18 protein-coding genes are annotated in these 17,264 nt (G+C 52.1%); 5 read left to right on the top strand and 13 right to left on the bottom strand.

Going from position 1 to position 17,264, the window contains the following annotated elements:
• Positions 1 to 118: 118 nt before the first annotated feature.
• A complete protein-coding gene (gene sfsA / locus JXQ85_RS00815; protein WP_421746948.1) occupies positions 119 to 823 on the top strand; it encodes a DNA/RNA nuclease SfsA in 705 nt (234 codons plus the stop codon).
• Between the two features lie 67 nt (positions 824 to 890).
• Complete coding sequence (gene map, locus JXQ85_RS00810; RefSeq protein ID WP_421747456.1) at positions 891 to 1,700, top strand: type I methionyl aminopeptidase; 810 nt, start codon at positions 891 to 893, stop codon at positions 1,698 to 1,700.
• 52 nt (positions 1,701 to 1,752) lie between these two features.
• On the opposite strand, the gene JXQ85_RS00805 is transcribed toward map, so the two are convergent.
• From JXQ85_RS00805 to JXQ85_RS00795, 3 genes are all read right to left on the bottom strand, one after another.
• Complete coding sequence (locus tag JXQ85_RS00805) at positions 1,753 to 2,613, bottom strand: DUF2189 domain-containing protein (RefSeq protein ID WP_421746947.1); 861 nt, start codon at positions 2,611 to 2,613, stop codon at positions 1,753 to 1,755.
• A gap of 194 nt (positions 2,614 to 2,807) precedes the next feature.
• A complete protein-coding gene (gene rsmD, locus JXQ85_RS00800) occupies positions 2,808 to 3,374 on the bottom strand; it encodes a 16S rRNA (guanine(966)-N(2))-methyltransferase RsmD (protein ID WP_421746946.1) in 567 nt (188 codons plus the stop codon).
• Positions 3,371 to 4,579 carry an NAD(P)/FAD-dependent oxidoreductase gene (locus JXQ85_RS00795; RefSeq protein ID WP_421746945.1) on the bottom strand — a complete coding sequence of 403 codons (1,209 nt, stop codon included), beginning with the start codon at positions 4,577 to 4,579 and terminating at the stop codon, positions 3,371 to 3,373. The genes rsmD and JXQ85_RS00795 overlap by 4 nt, the downstream gene beginning before the upstream one ends.
• Positions 4,580 to 4,664: 85 nt before the next feature.
• Between JXQ85_RS00795 and JXQ85_RS00790 the strand changes: the two genes are divergently transcribed.
• On the top strand, positions 4,665 to 5,153 hold the full coding sequence (locus tag JXQ85_RS00790; protein ID WP_421746944.1) for a peroxiredoxin: 489 nt from the start codon (positions 4,665 to 4,667) through the stop codon (positions 5,151 to 5,153).
• Positions 5,154 to 5,202: 49 nt separating this feature from the next.
• On the opposite strand, the gene JXQ85_RS00785 is transcribed toward JXQ85_RS00790, so the two are convergent.
• From JXQ85_RS00785 to JXQ85_RS00755, 7 genes are all read right to left on the bottom strand, one after another.
• The gene (locus tag JXQ85_RS00785; protein WP_421746943.1) at positions 5,203 to 6,066 is read right to left on the bottom strand and encodes an SDR family oxidoreductase; all 864 of its coding nucleotides are present in this window, start codon (positions 6,064 to 6,066) and stop codon (positions 5,203 to 5,205) included.
• A 19-nt stretch (positions 6,067 to 6,085) separates the two neighbouring features.
• The gene (locus tag JXQ85_RS00780; RefSeq protein ID WP_421746942.1) at positions 6,086 to 6,676 is read right to left on the bottom strand and encodes a TetR/AcrR family transcriptional regulator; all 591 of its coding nucleotides are present in this window, start codon (positions 6,674 to 6,676) and stop codon (positions 6,086 to 6,088) included.
• 172 nt (positions 6,677 to 6,848) lie between these two features.
• Positions 6,849 to 8,030, bottom strand: coding sequence for a GNAT family N-acetyltransferase (locus tag JXQ85_RS00775; protein WP_421746941.1), 1,182 nt, complete (start codon positions 8,028 to 8,030; stop codon positions 6,849 to 6,851).
• Positions 8,031 to 8,074: 44 nt separating this feature from the next.
• Positions 8,075 to 8,842: a glycerophosphodiester phosphodiesterase family protein gene (locus JXQ85_RS00770; RefSeq protein WP_421746940.1), complete on the bottom strand. Its 768-nt coding sequence runs from the start codon at positions 8,840 to 8,842 to the stop codon at positions 8,075 to 8,077.
• A complete protein-coding gene (locus JXQ85_RS00765; protein ID WP_421746939.1) occupies positions 8,839 to 9,300 on the bottom strand; it encodes a RidA family protein in 462 nt (153 codons plus the stop codon). The genes JXQ85_RS00770 and JXQ85_RS00765 overlap by 4 nt, the downstream gene beginning before the upstream one ends.
• A gap of 84 nt (positions 9,301 to 9,384) precedes the next feature.
• Positions 9,385 to 10,692, bottom strand: a complete 1,308-nt coding sequence (locus JXQ85_RS00760) for an HlyD family type I secretion periplasmic adaptor subunit (RefSeq protein ID WP_421746938.1) — start codon at positions 10,690 to 10,692, stop codon at positions 9,385 to 9,387.
• Positions 10,689 to 12,428, bottom strand: a complete 1,740-nt coding sequence (locus tag JXQ85_RS00755; RefSeq protein ID WP_421746937.1) for a type I secretion system permease/ATPase — start codon at positions 12,426 to 12,428, stop codon at positions 10,689 to 10,691. Before JXQ85_RS00755 ends, JXQ85_RS00760 begins: the two co-directional genes overlap by 4 nt.
• Before the next feature lie 263 nt (positions 12,429 to 12,691).
• On the opposite strand from JXQ85_RS00755, the gene JXQ85_RS00750 reads away from it, so the two are divergent.
• Positions 12,692 to 13,366, top strand: coding sequence for an MlaA family lipoprotein (locus JXQ85_RS00750; protein ID WP_421746936.1), 675 nt, complete (start codon positions 12,692 to 12,694; stop codon positions 13,364 to 13,366).
• Positions 13,367 to 13,376: 10 nt separating this feature from the next.
• Positions 13,377 to 13,961, top strand: a complete 585-nt coding sequence (locus tag JXQ85_RS00745) for an MlaC/ttg2D family ABC transporter substrate-binding protein (RefSeq protein WP_421746935.1) — start codon at positions 13,377 to 13,379, stop codon at positions 13,959 to 13,961.
• Positions 13,962 to 14,021: 60 nt separating this feature from the next.
• On the opposite strand, the gene JXQ85_RS00740 is transcribed toward JXQ85_RS00745, so the two are convergent.
• From JXQ85_RS00740 to JXQ85_RS00730, 3 genes are all read right to left on the bottom strand, one after another.
• Complete coding sequence (locus JXQ85_RS00740; protein ID WP_421746934.1) at positions 14,022 to 15,290, bottom strand: uracil-xanthine permease family protein; 1,269 nt, start codon at positions 15,288 to 15,290, stop codon at positions 14,022 to 14,024.
• Between the two features lie 214 nt (positions 15,291 to 15,504).
• Positions 15,505 to 16,410 carry a LysR family transcriptional regulator gene (locus JXQ85_RS00735; RefSeq protein ID WP_421746933.1) on the bottom strand — a complete coding sequence of 302 codons (906 nt, stop codon included), beginning with the start codon at positions 16,408 to 16,410 and terminating at the stop codon, positions 15,505 to 15,507.
• Positions 16,411 to 16,556: 146 nt separating this feature from the next.
• A complete protein-coding gene (locus JXQ85_RS00730) occupies positions 16,557 to 17,249 on the bottom strand; it encodes an ArsR/SmtB family transcription factor (protein WP_421746932.1) in 693 nt (230 codons plus the stop codon).
• Positions 17,250 to 17,264 lie beyond the last annotated feature (15 nt).

The following is a 17,264-nucleotide window of genomic DNA, read 5'->3' as shown; positions in this document are numbered from 1 at the left end:
CGGCAACTTAGCGGGCGAGCGGAAGGAGACAAGGTAAAAGCCGATGAACCAACGCTACGTACTGGAAGAAGAGAATAGATTTCTTTGAAAATGTTCAACGGCAGGATAGTCAAATCCCATGCAGTTTTCACAAGATCTTATCCCCGCCAAATTGATCCGCCGCTACAAACGGTTTCTCGCGGATGCCACGTTAGAGGATGGAAGCGAGATCACCGCCCATTGTGCGAACCCGGGCTCGATGTTGGGTCTGAAGGATGCAGGCATTCGTATTTGGCTAGAGCCAAATGACGATCCTAAGAAAAAGCTGAAATACGGCTGGCGTCTAGTGGATCACGAAAATGGACATTTTACTGGTGTTGATACCTCTGTGCCGAACCGCGCTTTGAAGGCCGCGCTATTGGCCAAGGAGATCCCAGAGCTTGCACATTATGATACCGTCCGGCCCGAGGTGAAATTTGGACAAAACAGCCGTGTTGATTTCCTACTCACCAAGAACGGAGCACCCGATCTTTATGTTGAGGTGAAATCCGTCACTTTGTCGCGTGTGGCAGGCAAGGGCGAATTTCCCGACAGTGTGACTGCGCGCGGAACTAAGCATCTTTTCGAATTGACTGAGGTTGTGCGCCAAGGTCATGAGGCGATGATGTTCTATTTGGTGCAGCGCACGGATTGCGATCATGTGGTTTTGGCGGATGACATTGACCCCACCTATGCTGCTGCGTTTGATGTGGCGCGCGCTGCGGGTGTTCAGGTTATGGCCTACGATTGCCAGATTTCTCCGCAAGGAATTTTGGTTGGAAAATCCTTGCCATTTATTCGTTAGCGCCCCTCTGGTTCTTTTTCAGAAACCATCCTAAGTAAGGAGGACTTTGAGAATGTGGAGATCCCTTATGATCGGTAAGGCAGGACGAACCCGCGACGGGATCAGAATCTATCAGGACGCGGATTTTGCAGGCATGCGTGCTGCAGGTCAGTTGACTGCACGGATTTTGGATGAAATCGCGGAGCATGTTTTCCCGGGCCAAACTACCGGTGAGATTGACCGCATCATCACCGAAAAAGTTGAAGAGGCAGGCGCGAAGTCTGCGACAATCGGTTATAAAGGCTATCAACACGCAAGCTGTATCTCTGTGAACCACGTGGTCTGCCACGGTATTCCGGGTGATAAAAAGCTGAAAGACGGCGATATCCTGAATATCGATGTAACCACCATCGTGGATGGTTGGTTTGGCGATTCAAGTCGGATGTATGTGGCAGGCAAACTGTCACGTAAATCGGAACGTTTGATCCAGATCACCCATGATGCGCTTATGAAGGGCATCGAGGCTGTGAAGCCGGGCAATACCTTTGGTGACATTGGTCACGCAATCCAAACCTTTGCCGAAGGCAATCGCATGAGCGTGGTGCGGGATTTCTGTGGCCATGGCCTTGGTCAACAATTCCATGAACCACCAAATGTTCTTCACTATGGTCGCGCGGGTACGGGCCCTGTTCTTGAGGAAGGCATGTTTTTCACGATTGAGCCGATGATCAATCTTGGCCGCCCAGAGACCAAGGTTCTTGCTGATGACTGGACAGCTGTCACCCGTGACAAATCTTTGTCTGCGCAGTTTGAACACTCGATTGGCGTGACGTCAGATGGGTTTGAGATCTTTACGCTCTCACCCGCCGGGACATTCCACCCGACCTACCAAAGCTAATGCAAAAGGGCGCCAAGTGAGCGCCCTTTCATTTTGCCTTTTCGTGTGCCGTTCATTCGTAGGAAATCACCATCCGGTAAAGGTGCCATGTGGCGTGGCCGAGCCATGGCAATACGAGGATTAATCCTAAAAAGACCGGGATTGTCGCAAGCGCCAGCAGCGCTGAAACGATTAGGCCCCAGGCCAGCATTGGGCGCATGTTTTGACGGACAGCTTTGATCGAGGTTGCAACGGCGATGGGCAGTCCCACCGGTCGATCGATCAGCATTGGAAAACCAATCGCGGAAACAAACAAAACGATTATTGCAAAGAAGGCGCCGACACCCATGCCGAGGATGATCATCATCCAGCCGGCGGATGTTGTGAAGACATCGGATAGGAAGGCAAAGGTGCCCGTGGGCATCGCGGGGCCAAGCGTTATTGAATAGATTGCAAAAGCTGCAGCCATCCAAAGCATGAACCAGCCGAGCATAAACAAGCCCAAGATCATGACCGGCCCGATCACGCGGCCACGGAGCGCTGACAAAGCGGACCCCCAGCTTGCGGTGCCGCTTTCTTCTTGTTGGCGGCTGATTTCATACATGCCGATGCTTGCAACTGGGCCAAGCAGTGCAAAGCCTGCCGCCATTGGGAAGAGCATTGGCAAGAGTGCCTGTTCAAAGGCTAAGAAAGTCAGTGCGAAGCCGATCATCGGATAGATCACGACCAGGGCCAGCACGTCGCTTCGGAACCGAAGTACATCCTGCCAGCCAAGCGACAGTGCCGCGTGCACGTCGTTGATATTGATGGTTTGAATTTTGGGCTCTGCCTGGGCGTGGCTGCCCAGATGTATCGCGACTTCGCCCGCTGTTTGCCCTGCGTCGCCGAGAGCTTGCGCCCCCCATGACAAAGGGTTGCCGATGGTTTGAACCATGTTCTCCTCCTTGATGTCTCAAGCAGGCCGTGATCACGGAACCAACATACGCCCGATTAAAGTGCGATTTGTCCTCGGGCCGTCATCATCAGTTCCGGAGTGGCCCGCGATCCTGAAGTTAGCATAACACATAATGCTTCGGCCGGGGTCACAAGGTCAAAATTTTCTGTGATGAACGCGTGGGTTAACGGAATTTAGACTGTGGAATACTCAAGAAAGGTGACATGAGTGTCACCGTATTTGCGTTGATCAAGCAGGGTGAATCCTTCTGGAGCCAGCTGCGGTGAGCTCTCTTCAAATACAATCAAAGCATCCTCAGCGATCCAACCACCAGAGGCCGCAGACAGGAGAGCTTTGGTGCCCAGACCCTTGCCATATGGGGGATCAAGAATGACCAGATTATAGGGCGCGTCATTGTTGATCGGTAGTCTTGCGGCATCGCGCGCCAGAAGCTGGGTGGCAGGTTTGCTGCGCGTGATTTGTATATTTTGGCGGATCAGGCTTTGAGATTTGCGACCATCATCAACGAAACACACGTGTTCTGCACCGCGTGAAAGCGCCTCTAGCCCCAACGCGCCTGTGCCTGCGAATAGGTCCAGAACGCGCGCATCCGTGATTGGATCGCCAAATTTGCCACCTTGCAGGACGTTAAACAGGCTTTCGCGCACGCGGTCGGTTGTCGGGCGCAGATGCGCGCCCGCATCGCCTTTGCCAACCGATGCCAGCGCGACTCCCCGGAATTGGCCGGCAATGATCCTCATGCTTTCAACAAGGCTTTCATGTCGGTGTCAGGATCTTGGATCAGCGCTGGGCCTGGCGATTTGCCCGCCTCGATCAGCCGCTTGCCAATCATATAGTCGCGCGGCGCGTTCATGGCATCAACAGCCAAAAGCGTATCACCTTTGTAATACCAAACCGATTGGCTGTTCGCGTCGCCCTTGCGGGAGATCACTGTGTCATAACCAGCGTTCAAGCCAGCGATTTGCAGTTTGACGTCATATTGATCCGACCAGAACCAAGGCTTGGCTACATATTCTTTGTCCGCCCCTAAGATGTTTTGCGCCACGACTTCAGCTTGATCAATGGCGTTGGGCACGCTTTCCAGACGAATGCGTTCACCGCGATATGGGAATGAGGCGCAGTCACCTGCGGCCCAAATGTTAGGTATAGAAGTCTGCCCTTTGGCATTGGTTTCGATGCCGTTGTTCAGGGTCACACCGGCAGCTTCGGCCAATGCGCTGCCAGGAGTGATACCGACACCCACAATCACGAAATCGACAGCCAATGCGCTGCCATCAGACAAGGTCGCACCGGTTACGTTGCCGTCACCCGTCAAGGTTTTCAGGCCAACACCTTCACGAATACCGACGCCATGCGAGCTGTGCAGATCGCGGAAAAAATCCGAGGTTTCCGCCGCAGCAACGCGTTGCAAAATGCGATCTGCCATTTCGACAAGAGTGACTTCTAATCCTTTAGCAGCTGCAACGGCTGCTGCCTCAAGCCCGATATAACCGCCGCCAACGATTAGGACGTGTTTGCCGGATTCAAACGCGTGAGCCATCGCATCAGCATCCGCCAAATCCCGCATCGTAAATACATTCCCAAGCGCGCCTCCGATCGAAGCAGGCAGACGCCGCGGATCAGAGCCTGTGGCAAGTACCAGATGGTCATAGATCAAAGTATCTGAGCCTACAGAGACGGTCTGTGCTTCGGTATCGATTTGATCAACGGATTGGCCCAGGCGTAGGGTGATGTCGTTTTGTGCGTAAAAGCTTTCGGGACGTAGAAACAGTCGCTCAAGGTCCATTTCTCCCAGCAAATATTTCTTGGACAATGGGGGACGCTGGTATGGCAAGGCTGGCTCTTTGCCGATTAAAGTGATCTGACCATCAAACCCTTCGCTACGCAGTTTTGCGACGCAGGATGCGCCAGCTTGGCCTGCTCCAATTACAATCACATGGGACATGCGCAAACCTCAATAAATAGCGTTGTCGTTCTCAGCGCTCACCCTATATCCTTTGAAGAAAGAAACGCAATTACGGAGACGCGGTATGACGATTTCAGTTGGTGACACTTTGCCGAACGCCACCCTTTCAACAATGGGTTCAGAGGGCCAGCAATTTGTCGAACTTGAGAGTCTGACGAAAGGTCGGAAGGTTGTGCTCTTTGGTTTGCCGGGTGCTTTTACTGGGACCTGCGATCGGGCGCATTTGCCAAGCTTCGTGCGCACCGTTGACGGCTTCAAGGCCAAGGGAGTTGAGGAGGTGATCTGTATTGCCGTAAACGATCCATTTGTAATGCAACGTTGGGACCAAGAATCCGGAGCGGGTGAGTCCGGCGTCACGATGTTGGCCGATCCGCAAAGTGAACTTACCGAAGCGCTGGGTCTGGCCTTTGACGTGCCACAACTAGGATTCTTTAAGCGGTGCCAGCGCTTTGCTTTGCTGGCCGAAGACGGGGTCGTGAATGTTTTGAACCTTGAGGAGAAAGCCGGTGCGTGTAGCCTGACAACTGGCGAGGAACTGCTTGAAAAGATCTAAGTCTCGAGCTGTTTTATGAAGAGGGCGGGAAATTCCCCGCCCTTTCCACTTATGTGTCTGCGCCCATAAAGAAGGTCTGGATTAATTTCTGACCTTTTTTGCCATCCGGATCACCAGATGTCTTATGTGATGCAAATCCTTCAGCCCATTCAGACGTTCGTTTGCGGATCGGCGGCTTTTCTGCGTTCATGACATCCAGAATCACCTCAGCCACTTCATCAGCCGTTTGATAAAGACCATCCGCTGCGCGATTTTGCGCGCCGGCAACATAGGTTTGCAGAAGTGGTAGATATTCATCGTCCAACATGCCACCTGTCGCCTCGACCTGTTTCATAACATTGGCCGCAAATTCGGTCGCGATGCCGCCGGGCTCTACAACAGAGAAATGGATGCCAAAGGCCGGACCTGCGTATGATGCTAGCGCTTCGGTGTATCCCTCAACTGCAAATTTTGCTGCGCAGTAGATTTCGTTGAACGGCTGACCAACCAAACCACCAACGGAGCTCACTGTGATCACATGACCGCTGCGCGCTTTGCGCATATGTGGCATCACGGCTTTTGTGCCGCGCACAACGCCGTTGAAATTCACGTCCATGACCCAGTTGATCTCTTCTTCAGTCGCCTGCTCAGTGGTGCGCACGTAGCCCGCACCTGCATTGTTGATCAGAACGTCGATACGGCCGTGATCTGTGATCACTTGATCGACAGCTGCATTCACGCTTTCAGTGCTTTGCACATCAAGGGCCAGAACGTTTAGGGACACGCCAGCGTCAGACGCCGCTGAATCGAGGGCGTCGCGTTTTGTGAGATTACGCATTGTTGCGTAAACGATGTGACCGGCTTGTGCGGCTTGAACCGCGATAGAAATACCAAGACCAGTAGAACAACCGGTGACAAGAATGACTTTAGACATGAGGGATTCCAGTAGAGAGTTAGACAGTTTCAAAGGTGGTCGCGCAGATTGAAAGCCAGACCCGTTCAAAGGTCAGATCAAGGTCAGCTTGAGTGTAGGTTGAGTTCTCCATGGCGCCCGTACGGGCCATGATGAAGGCGGGGGAGACCAGAAGAGTGGTCATTAATTTAAGTGGCAGGTCGGCCAAAGTGCCATCCAGTATGCCTGCAGACAGAACATTCGTGATGTCCTGTTGCAGGAGGCGGGTTTCACTGGCTTGGGTCTCCGACAGGATTTGAAATGCACCAGTGTTGTCGATGAACAAAAAGGCCTCTGGCTGTTTTTGCACGTAGGCAAACATTGCCATCCAGAATTGGCGCACTTTTGTTGCGGTATCTTGGCCAGTGCATGCCTGCATGAGTGACGCGTAGAAGTCGCGTTTGATGTGCATATAGGTTTTCTGCAGCATGTCGGTTTTGTTGTCGAAATGCAGATAAAGTGTTCCTGCTGATACTTTTGCTTCTTTAGCCACATGCGCCATCGATACAGCACTGATGCCTTTGGACGCTGTGGCACGGACAACGGCGCAGCGGATGTTTTCGGCGATTTGATTTTTTGACGGGCGAGGCATTTGCGATCTGTTTAGATAATGAATATTCATTACCTAGATGGCGAAGCCTTAATCGATTCGCAAGTGGGGCTGAATTTGTTGAAAATTTCGGAGGCGGGGCCTTGTCCTTCAGCGCGATGCGCTTTCACCCCAGAGTATTTTGGACAGGTGAAACAAGGACTTGTTTTGCTAATTAGTCTTGCTCTTCGCGGTCATCGCGTTTGAAGGGGCCATAGTCAGTCAGGACTTCGATCTCTTCAGCGACGGCCTCGCGTTCCGCCACCAGATAGCGGGCGACGGCATCGGAAAAATTGGGATCTGCGAGCCAATGTAAAGAATGTGTGGTCACGGGTAAGTAACCCCGCGCCAGTTTGTGTTCACCCTGTGCGCCCGCTTCGACTTTGGAAATGCCGTGCCGAATGGCCCAATCGATGGCCTGATAATAGCAGATTTCAAAATGAAGACAGGGGTGGTGTTCGGTGCAGCCCCAGTAGCGGCCAAACAACGTGTCTTGGCCAATGACGTTCATGGCACCGGCAATGGGTTGCCCGTCTTGTTCGGCAAACACCAGCAAGATGTCATTGCGCAATGTATCATGCGCGATGTCAAAAAACGCGCGGGTTAGGTAGGGTGTGCCCCATTTTCGGCTTCCTGTGTCTTGGTAAAAAGTCCAAAGCGCATCCCAATGATGAGGCTGAATTTGTTCACCGGTGTAACAACGAATTTCCCCGCCAAAAGCTTTGGCTTGAGCGCGTTCTTTGCGGATGTTTTTGCGTTTGCGGGAGCTAAGGTTGCCGAGGAAGTCCTCAAAGCTGCCATAGGATTGGTTGATCCAGTGAAACTGTTGCCCTGTGCGATGAAGAAGTCCCAATTTTTCACCGATCTTAGCTTCGTTTTCCGTGCAAAAGGTTGCGTGAATTGAGCTAAGTTGATTGGTTTTAGCTACTTCCATGGCTCCCTGTATCAAAGCCGCTTGCCCAATTTCAGCGTGCCCTGGTTTGATGAGAAAACGACGTCCGGTGGCAGGTGTGAAAGGGACCGCGATCTGTAGCTTTGGATAGTAGCGCCCGCCCGCATTTTCATAGGCGTGTGCCCAATTGTGGTCGAAAACATATTCGCCTTGGCTATGACCCTTTGCGTAAAGCGGTGTGGCCCCAATCATTTCATGGCCTGCATGTGCTGTCACATATTGCGGCTGCCAACCACTTCCCGGACCAACAGAACCGCTGTCTTCGAGAGCCTTCAGAAAGCGGTAGGTTGTAAAGGGGTCAGTGGGTCGTGCCTTTGCGCCATATTGCGCGCAGGAATCCCAATCGCTAGCCGCAATACTGCTCAGCGAACCGTGAACCTGAATTTCAATCGCAGTGTCTGACATGCTGGATCTCCACAGCGCTATCTTTGGCGCTGGTCAGTCTGGCTTCAAGCGGGATGTGCGGCCAGATACTGCTCAAAGGTGATATTATCAGCCACTTCACGGGCTTGTGCTTCAATTTCGGCGGAGGTGACTGTCCAACAGAGGACGTGAGCGCCCTGTGCCTTCAATTCTGAGACGCGCGCGCGTTTCAGATCGGCGACCTCGTGGCTGATGAAACAGGCGCCGACACGGTTATAATCTGGAATTTCGCGAAGATGATCACAGATGTTTTCCTGCAGCTTGTCCCAAGATTTGCTGTCATAAGCGCTGGTCACAAGTCCGCGTGGAACATCGGGGCAAAGCTGCGCCAAACGCGCAACCGCATTGGGGTTAAATGACATCACTGCCAACGGGCCATCATAGGCATTCAGGAACTCGGCAGCGCTTTCTTCGAGTGGCCCAATAGCGTCACCCATTTGCCCATCTTGATCTTTGAATTCAATCAGCAGCGGCGTTTTACCGTTTACTAATGAGAGCACTTCATCAAGATTTGGGATACCTTCACTACCCCCCTTAAGAGGAATTTGAGCCAATTCGTTCGCGGTCTTGTTAAGAACAAGCCCGTCGCCATCTGACAAACGGTCAAGCTGATAATCGTGAAAGACGATCGGGACGTTGTCTTTGGACAGTTGCAGATCAATTTCGATCCCATACCCTGCATCAATCGCCGCACGGATTGCGGCCCGGCTATTTTCGGGCCGGCCCTTTTTCAAGTCATGCAATGCGCGATGGGCAATAGGTGTTGTCAGGAACCGTTGATCTAACCCAATCATTTGATTTGAAAGACACCGTCGATTTCAACGGCAACTCCAAACGGCAACGAGGCCGCAGACACGGCTGCGCGCGCGTGTTGCCCGACCGTGCCAAGAGCTTCACCCAAGAGATTGGATGCGCCATTGATCACCTGAGGTTGATCGGTGAAGTCCTGCGTCGAATTTACGAATCCGGTAAGTTTCACCACTTTGACCAGCCGATCTAGGTCTCCGCCACATGCTGCCTTTACTTGTGCCAACAAAGCAATTGCACAGGTTTTGGCAGCTTCTGCACCGTCCTCGATGCTCATGTCATCACCAAGCTTTCCGACAATGAAGCCGTCAGGGCCGTTGGCAATCTGACCAGAGACATAAACCATGTCACCGACCATAACATATGGAACGTAGTTGGCCGCAGGAGCCGGAGCCTCCGGCAAGGTGATGCCCAGTTCCGCAAGTTTGGTTTCGAATACGCCCATGTTCGGTCTCCTGTGAATCGCAAAAAGATCTTACGCGGACGCTAGGCGCTCTTAGTTGATTTGAGAAGTCACTTCTTGCGTCAATCAACTTTCTCGAAACGCTTTAGCAAAGTAGTCTTGGAACGGTTTGATCAAATAGGCCAAAGGGGTGCGGTCGTCCGTTTTCAAAAAACTGTCGACCGGCATGCCAGGGATCAAAGTTAAGTTTTCCGGAAGCTTATCCAACTCTCCTTCGTTTACCAGAATTTCAGCCCGGTAGTAGCTTAATTGGGTGGCGTCATCGACAAAGATATCAGCGGAAACTCGACTGACGATGCCGTTTAGCTCTGGCGTTGTATTCTGATCAAATGCGCTAAAACGCAAGATCACATCCTGATTTATGTGAACGTGCTCGATATGAATGGGTTCAATTTTGGTCGCTATGACAAGAGGGCGATCCTGCGGGATCAAATACAGCAATGGTTCCGCTGGTCGGATGACCGATTGTTCGGCAAACACGGTTAACCCATAAACTACACCAGAAACCGGCGCGCGGATGATGAGACGTGACAAGCGCGCGATTTGCAAATCGCGTTCTTCTCGTGCTTCGATCTCCCGGTATTGAAGATCACGCAGCTTGGTGATGGCTTCTTCGCGACGTGCGCTTTTTAGTTTAAGAACTTCGATGCCGAGCTCAGTCAAGCGCCCTTCGGTTCGGGCTTTGTCTGCTGCTAAGGCGCCGATTTGGCCTGACAAACGCGCACGTTCGCGTTCCAGGTTAAGAACGCGACTGGCTTGTGCGAGACCTTTGTTTAAAAGGGCCGTTTGATCCGATAGTTCCCGATCGATCAACTCAATCTGTTTGAACAACGCTACTTCCTGAGCTTGAATACCGGTCACTTGGTTCTGTAATTGGTCCCTACGTATTCCCAGTTGTTCAATTTCCCGGTCGAGCGTGGATTTGCGGGCAGTAAAAAGGCGTGATTGACCATTAATCAGGCTTTGGATTTCAGGTGATTTTTCAGCAGCTTCAACAAGATCGGAATCAAAGGAAATTGCGGGGCCATTGTCGCGCTCGCTTTCCAAGCGGCCTCGTCGCGCCATGAGTTCATATAGATGACTTTCATGAATGGCGATTTGTGAGCTGATCGGTGCGTTATCCAAATGAATGAGGGGATCGCCAGCTTGAACTGTGTCCCCTTCACTTACGAGTATTTTGGAAACGCGCCCACCATCTAGATGTTGAACAACCTGTCGATTACGATCCACCTCGATAGTTCCTGACGCAATGATCGCACCGGAAATTTTGGTTTGGGCTGCCCAAGTGCCAAAGCCACCGATCAATAGAATTAGGCTGAAAAATCCAACCCACACGAAACGGATCGCTGAATAATGTTGCTTGCGTCGGGTCATTGTATTCCCCCAGCGGCGCATGCAGATATTATGCTTTCGTGGTTTTGAACGGATTTATGCAGGATTGTGTCGCGTGGTCCAAAGGCCTCAACTGTACCGTTTTTCAGCACTAACAGTAGGTCGCATTCGTGAATGGCTGCCGGCCGGTGGGCCATGATTACAACCGATTTCCCCTGCGCTTTCACGCGGCGGATGGCAGTATTTAGTGCGTCTGCACCTTGATTGTCGAGGTTGGAATTGGGCTCATCCAGAACCAATACGACAGGGTCGGAATATAGGGCGCGCGCTAAGCCAATGCGCTGTATTTGACCTCCTGATAATCGCCCACCAGTCGCCGATACAGGCGTGTCATATCCTTCGGGGAGCTTTAGGATCATGTCGTGTGCATCTGCTTGCTGGGCGGCGGCAGTGATCTGGGCATCATCTGGATCGGGAGATAGGCGTGCGATATTTTCGGCAATTGTTCCATCAAACAATTGAACACGTTGTGGCAGATAGCCGATGTATTCCCCCAGGCGTTCAGGGCGATATTGATCGATCGTGGCTTGATCTAGTCGTACATTGCCTCCGGCTGCAGGCCACGTTCCTGTTATGGCCTTTGCTAGAGTTGACTTTCCTGCTCCTGAAGGGCCAATCACTCCCATTGCCTGCCCCGGTTCTAATACGAAATTAATCATGCGCAGACTGGCCTTGGTACGGCCGGGCGGTACAATCGTTAATGATTGTGCTTTGAGCTTTGCCCTAGGACTTGGCAATTGGGTTTGTGGAGTGAGATAGGGGGTCTTACTTAACAGCGTAGCAAGGGTATCCCAGCTTTTTCGTGCACGCTGAAACGTTGGCCATTGCCCAATTGCGAGCTCGATTGGGGCCAGCGCACGGCCCATGAGGATGGAGCCTGCGATCATTGCCCCAGCTGACAGCTCTCCTCGTAGGACAAGCACAGCCCCCAGACCCAACATCGCCGATTGCAAAAACAGTCGAACGGTTTTGGTGGACGTTGTGAAAAAGCCGCTAATATCTGTAGTTACGAGTTGCTCTCTAAGTGACAACTTGCTTTTGGTCCGCCAACGCTTAAAGGCATTTGTTTGTAAGCCTAGACTTTGCACCAACTCAGATTCAACGCGCAATTGTTCAGCAAAAAGTGCCGCACCGTGGGCGTTGATGTTTGACCTTTGTAATGGTCCGGACATCAAAGTCTGATTGAGTAAAGCAATGACAATCAAAACGCCCCCGCCGGCCATAGCAAGATAGCCTAGCCAAGGATGAAAAATCGAAAGCCCAACCAAAAATACGGGTGTCCAGGGAATATCAAAAACTACGGTTGGGGCAGGGGATGAGATGAAGCGTTGAAGGACTGCTAGATCAGAGAGCCCAGTCTGTGCCCCTTCGGTTTGCGCGCGTGATGAGTTGGTCAGAACGGCATCGAACACGCGGCGCTCGAGCCGAGTCTGAAATCGCGCGCCAATCCGCGCTAATATGCGCCCGCGGGTGAAATCCAGAACACCCATGATGCAATACAAAAAGGCCACCAGCGCGGTGAGGGCCACAAGGGTCTCAATGCTACGGCTGCTGAGCACGCGATCATATACTTGCAGCATGTACATCGGCCCCGTCAGCATCAATAGATTCGCAAAGGCGCTAAAAAGGGCCACCGACCAATAAAGCATGCGACTTTCGCGACGTACGGCGCGTAATTCATCACGTCCAGGCGTGATTTGAAGTTTCATTTTGCTCATCGTGCTGATTTGTATCGCGACTTTACAAAGTTTTGCTTACCGAATGGCAAGAAATTGCCTGTGGCAGCACGGCCACAATCCCAAGGTGAAAACAATGCTGGGTGTAGTCTATTTCAATCTGTAAACTAAATGGGACCTGTTGTCGTAAGTTGAGAAATCCCGTGTTGTCGCTAAGTCGCTTTTCATCACGCTCCCCTGTGCGGGGCGCTGTCGCTGTTGTTTGCCTGTCTCTGGTTGGTGCTTGCGCTTCTCAGAATGATGCCGTGAGCTCGGCCGAGATTTATGATCCTCAAGAAGCCGCGAACCGTGAGGTGCACGAGTTCAATCTTAAGGTTGATAGGGTTATTTTCCGTCCAGTCTCTAATGGCTATGGTGAAAACGTGCACCCAAATGCACGTCTAATGGTCTCAAATTTTGCGGATCACTTGTCCCTGCCTGCTGATGTTGTGAACAACCTGCTTCAGGGTGATCTGAAGAGCGCAGGAAGCAATAGTTTCCGCTTTATCTTTAACACCGTTGTTGGCTTTGGCGGGATTGCTGATCCTTCCGAGGCTTTGAATGTGCCCCGTCGCAAAACCGATTTTGGTGAAACCTTCCATGTCTGGGGTATGAAAGAAGGCGCCTATGTTGAGTTGCCGTTTCTTGGACCGTCCACGGAACGTGACGCAATGGGCACTATTCTAGATTTCGCCCTTGATCCGGTATCTGTGGTTCTACCGGCACCTGAAAGCTATGTAGGCACTGCAGCCAATATCGCGGATCGCATGGGCGACCGCTATGAACTGCGCGGTGCAATTGATTCCGTTCTGTACGAAAGTGCGGATAGCTACGCGCAGGCCCGTATTCTATATTTGCAAAATCGCCGCTTCGAACTTGGCGTAAGCGTTGAAGCTGAAGACCCTGATTTTGATCCCTTTGCCGACCCATTTGCACAGTGAGAGTAACGTTATGAACAGACGTATGTTCCTTAGCACTTCCGCGGCCGCCGCCTTGTTGCCAGCTCAACTTTTTGCGCTTTCAAGCGCAGAAGCCGAGGTTCTCGTGGACAAGGTTGTGGGCGATATCAACAAGGTGATCGCATCGGGCAAACCGCTGAACCGGATGATCAGCGACTTTGAACGCATTTTTAAGCGTTACGGTGACGTTGCATTTATCGCAGGCTCGGCGCTTGGTCCGGACGCGCGCCGCTTGTCCGGTTCGCAGAAAACGCGTTATATTGATGCCTTCACTGGCTATATTTCACGCAAATACGGTAAGCGGTTTAACGAGTTTGTTGGCGCTGAAATCACTGTGAATGGCACACGTAAAGTGAAAAGCTATTACGAAGTTCAAAGTACAGCGCGTTTGAGCGGCGAGGCACCTTTTGCCTTGAATTTCCGCGTGTCCAATCGCACCGGCAAAGACTTGTTCTTTGATATGGTTATCGAAGGCATCAGCCTACGATTGACCGAAAAGAGTGAAATCGGTGCGATGCTTGATAAGCGTCGTGGTGATTTGGATGGTCTGATTTCAGACCTGAAAAAGGCCGGATAAGACCGGCCTCATTCGAGTTTGTTTGCAAAAATGCCAGCCTGTAAAGGCTGGCGTTTTGCATTAATCTGCTGCGCTTTCTTGCGGTAAGATCAAATTCAACAGCACACCGGCAATACCCGCAAGCCCGATTCCGGAAAGCGTGAAGTCCGCGCCAAATGGGATGGCCAGCCCTCCGATGCCAATGATCAGAATGGTGGAGACAATCACCATGTTGCGTGCATTCGTCAGGGCTTCGCTGCCGATTTTGGCAAGGACTGTCAGGCCAACAACCGTCACCATACCAAACATCAGGATCATGATACCGCCCATGACAGGCATCGGAATGGTAGATAGCGCCCCGCTTATTTTTCCAACAAAGGATAGGGTGATCGCAAAGATCGCTGCCCAAGTCATGATCGCTGGATTGAAGGCTTTGGTTAATGTCACCGCGCCTGTCACTTCTGAATATGTGGTATTCGGTGGTCCCCCAAGCAAGCCTGCTGCAGTTGTTGCCAAGCCATCTCCAAGCATGGTGTTTTGGATGCCCGGCTTTTCCATATAGTCCTTACCGGTAACGCCACCGATTGCCATGATATCCCCGAAGTGTTCAATGGCCGGCGCCAATGCTACAGGCAAGATGAACAAGATCGCGGCGAGCTGGAATTCTGGGGCAATAAATCCAGGAACTGCAAACCAAGGTGCGTTGATCACGTTCGCAAAGCCCACAATTGTCGTGCCGGTAATAAGACCGAGGATCAATGCCGAGATATAGCCCACGATGATACCGCATAGGATCGGCAGAACCTTCATCATGCCTTTGCCGCGAATGGCGATAAGCATTGTCGTGCCTAGTGAAATTGCCGCAATGATCAGAGCATGGCCCTTTGGCATAATTTGTGTGTCGCCTGCCAAACCTGTTGCCATATTCACGGCGACCGGTGCCAAGGCGAGGCCGATCACCATGATGACGGGCCCAACAACGACAGGCGGCAAGACCCGGTGCAACCAGTCGGTGCCAAAGATGCGAATGGCAAAGCTAATGACCACATACAGTAGACCTGCCACTGCAAGTCCGCCGGTTGTGGCAGCCATGCCCCAAGTCTGAACCCCATAGATGATTGGCGCGATAAAGGCGAAGGATGACGCTAGAAAAACCGGCACCTGCCCGCGCGTAACTATCTGAAAAATTAGTGTGCCAAGGCCTGCTGTAAACAGCGCAACAGCGGGATCTAGGCCTGTCAGCAGCGGCACCAAAACCAAGGCACCAAAGGCAACAAAAAGCATCTGCGCCCCAAGTATGGCCTGTCCCGCACCAAATTTATATTCCGTTGAATTGATATTCTGGTCCATAATACCCCTCCTTTTGGACTGTCGGTCCCTATACTACATTTTGTGCAATCTTTCATGGCATTGACTATAATCGGGGTGAGTTTGCAATAAAATTGCCGAGTACCGCAGGAATAATACGTGGTGCTGATCTAAAATAACAAAAAGCCCCGACGCGGAACGCCGGGGAGTGGGCTTGAGCGGCCTAGGTATTTTGGGATTGAACGCGCAGACCTGATTACCAGTCGGACGGGCCTTTCGCGGCAAAGGAATGCACAAGGAAGTCGATAAACGCACGAACCTTTGGCTGGGTGAACCGACCGGGTGGGTAAACAGCGTAAATGCCTTGTGTTTCGATTGGCAGGTCAGGGATGGCATCTGTCACCAATCCTTGCTCCATCGCATCAGCGTAAAGGTAGCTTGGAAGGTAAGCGATGCCGAGACCTGCAATGGCCGCGTTCAACAGGGATTGCCCGTCGTTCACACTCAGCCAGCCAGCTGTGCGCACCTGACGTTTTTCACCTGATGGCGCAGTCAACTTCCAAACCGCACCATTGGATTGGTTCGAATAATGCAGCAGCTTATGTTCGTTCAGATCGTCGATCTTTGCCGGACGACCATGTTTTTCAAAATACTCAGGGCTGGCGATCATACGTGTCGTGGTTTCAGTCAGTTTGCGGGCACGCAAAGAGCTGTCTTCCAACTCGCCAACACGAATGGCCATGTCGAAGCCTTCAGAAATCAGCTCGACGTAGCGATTGTTCAGTACCATGTTCACCGTGACTTCTGGGAAGTCCGCGAGGAACTCACCCAAGACTGGGCTGAGGTGATTCACGCCAAAGTCAGTGGCTACAGAAATGCGCAGCAGACCGGATGGCTCTGATTGCATTGATGTCACCAAGGCGTCCGCTTCGCCTGCATCGTTTAAGACGCGGCGGGCACGGTCGTAATAGGCCAAGCCGATTTCGGTCGGGCTGACCCGACGTGTGGTGCGGTTTAGCAGGCGGGCGCCCAAACGATGTTCCAGACTTGAAACATGTTTAGAGACCGCAGATTTGGAGATGCCCATCTTTTTCGCGGCATCGGTGAAGCCACCTTGGTCAACGACCGTGGCAAAGGCTTCCATTTCCGTAAGGCGATCCATTTCGCATTCCTCGTGGTCAAACTTGTTGACCCTAGGTTTGATCTCAGAATGAGGCGTGAAAGGGGCGCGCAGCGGACAATATCGGGGTTTTGTCAGGGATCGTTCTTAACCTGGAAACAACATAACAAACAGAGCACTGGTTTGCCTCAGCCCTTAGTATCCGCGCCAAATCGTTGTTGGAATGCTATTTTACCAGCCTGCGTGAACTGAATCGCACGACTATCGGGCAGTTGTTTCGCCCAGCCCAATTCATAAAAGCGCGTTAACAATGCGCGTCCAAGTTTTCCGGCAAGGTGGGATTCTCGTGCGCTCCAATCCAGACAGGATTTACACAATGGGGATCTGCTATTGGGAAGGGTTTCAAGATCGATGCCGAGGGCAGAGACCAAGTCTTGCCCGGTCTGTGTGAGTTCCAATGCATCCTCAGAACCAACGATATGCCCTTGCGCGCGCAAGGCGCGGTACATTTGAACACCCATATCGCCAGCCAGATGATTGTAGCAAACCCGCGCTTCCCGCATTGCCGTGTCTTTAGGGCCGGTGCGCGTGCGCAGGTTGCCGGTTGTGGCCGCCAGCCCCATCAAGGCCTCTAGCACATCAGCGACGTCATCGCTTGCTAGGGTGAAGTATTTGTGGCGTCCGGATTTTCGTTCGCTCACCAAAGCGCCATCGCGCAATTTGCTTAAATGGGTTGAGGCTGTTTGCGCGCTGACTCCAGCTTCATTTGCCAGTTCGCTTGCTGTCAAAGCCTTGCCGCTCATCAATGCGGTAAGAATGTTGCCGCGTGCCGGATCACCGATCAGCGCTGCGATTTGCGCAAAGTTTGGGCCTTCTTTCATACTTCGATCATGGCC

It is taken from the genome of Cognatishimia sp., from assembly GCF_049116455.1.
Lineage (GTDB): Bacteria > Pseudomonadota > Alphaproteobacteria > Rhodobacterales > Rhodobacteraceae > Cognatishimia.
The sequence above is the reverse complement of the archived record's forward strand: the minus strand, read 5'-3'. Positions and strand labels throughout refer to the sequence as shown.

Excerpts from the sequence above, each read along its gene's own strand:
- sfsA (WP_421746948.1), top strand. The coding sequence starts at position 119 with ATGCAGTTTTCACAAGATCTTATCCCCGCCAAATTGATCCGCCGCTAC.
- map (WP_421747456.1), top strand. The coding sequence starts at position 891 with ATGATCGGTAAGGCAGGACGAACCCGCGACGGGATCAGAATCTATCAG.
- JXQ85_RS00805 (WP_421746947.1), bottom strand. The coding sequence starts at position 2,613 with ATGGTTCAAACCATCGGCAACCCTTTGTCATGGGGGGCGCAAGCTCTC.
- rsmD (WP_421746946.1), bottom strand. The coding sequence starts at position 3,374 with ATGAGGATCATTGCCGGCCAATTCCGGGGAGTCGCGCTGGCATCGGTT.
- JXQ85_RS00795 (WP_421746945.1), bottom strand. The coding sequence starts at position 4,579 with ATGTCCCATGTGATTGTAATTGGAGCAGGCCAAGCTGGCGCATCCTGC.
- JXQ85_RS00790 (WP_421746944.1), top strand. The coding sequence starts at position 4,665 with ATGACGATTTCAGTTGGTGACACTTTGCCGAACGCCACCCTTTCAACA.
- JXQ85_RS00785 (WP_421746943.1), bottom strand. The coding sequence starts at position 6,066 with ATGTCTAAAGTCATTCTTGTCACCGGTTGTTCTACTGGTCTTGGTATT.
- JXQ85_RS00780 (WP_421746942.1), bottom strand. The coding sequence starts at position 6,676 with ATGCCTCGCCCGTCAAAAAATCAAATCGCCGAAAACATCCGCTGCGCC.
- JXQ85_RS00775 (WP_421746941.1), bottom strand. The coding sequence starts at position 8,030 with ATGTCAGACACTGCGATTGAAATTCAGGTTCACGGTTCGCTGAGCAGT.
- JXQ85_RS00770 (WP_421746940.1), bottom strand. The coding sequence starts at position 8,842 with ATGATTGGGTTAGATCAACGGTTCCTGACAACACCTATTGCCCATCGC.
- JXQ85_RS00765 (WP_421746939.1), bottom strand. The coding sequence starts at position 9,300 with ATGGGCGTATTCGAAACCAAACTTGCGGAACTGGGCATCACCTTGCCG.
- JXQ85_RS00760 (WP_421746938.1), bottom strand. The coding sequence starts at position 10,692 with ATGACCCGACGCAAGCAACATTATTCAGCGATCCGTTTCGTGTGGGTT.
- JXQ85_RS00755 (WP_421746937.1), bottom strand. The coding sequence starts at position 12,428 with ATGAGCAAAATGAAACTTCAAATCACGCCTGGACGTGATGAATTACGC.
- JXQ85_RS00745 (WP_421746935.1), top strand. The coding sequence starts at position 13,377 with ATGAACAGACGTATGTTCCTTAGCACTTCCGCGGCCGCCGCCTTGTTG.
- JXQ85_RS00740 (WP_421746934.1), bottom strand. The coding sequence starts at position 15,290 with ATGGACCAGAATATCAATTCAACGGAATATAAATTTGGTGCGGGACAG.
- JXQ85_RS00735 (WP_421746933.1), bottom strand. The coding sequence starts at position 16,410 with ATGGATCGCCTTACGGAAATGGAAGCCTTTGCCACGGTCGTTGACCAA.
- JXQ85_RS00730 (WP_421746932.1), bottom strand. The coding sequence starts at position 17,249 with ATGAAAGAAGGCCCAAACTTTGCGCAAATCGCAGCGCTGATCGGTGAT.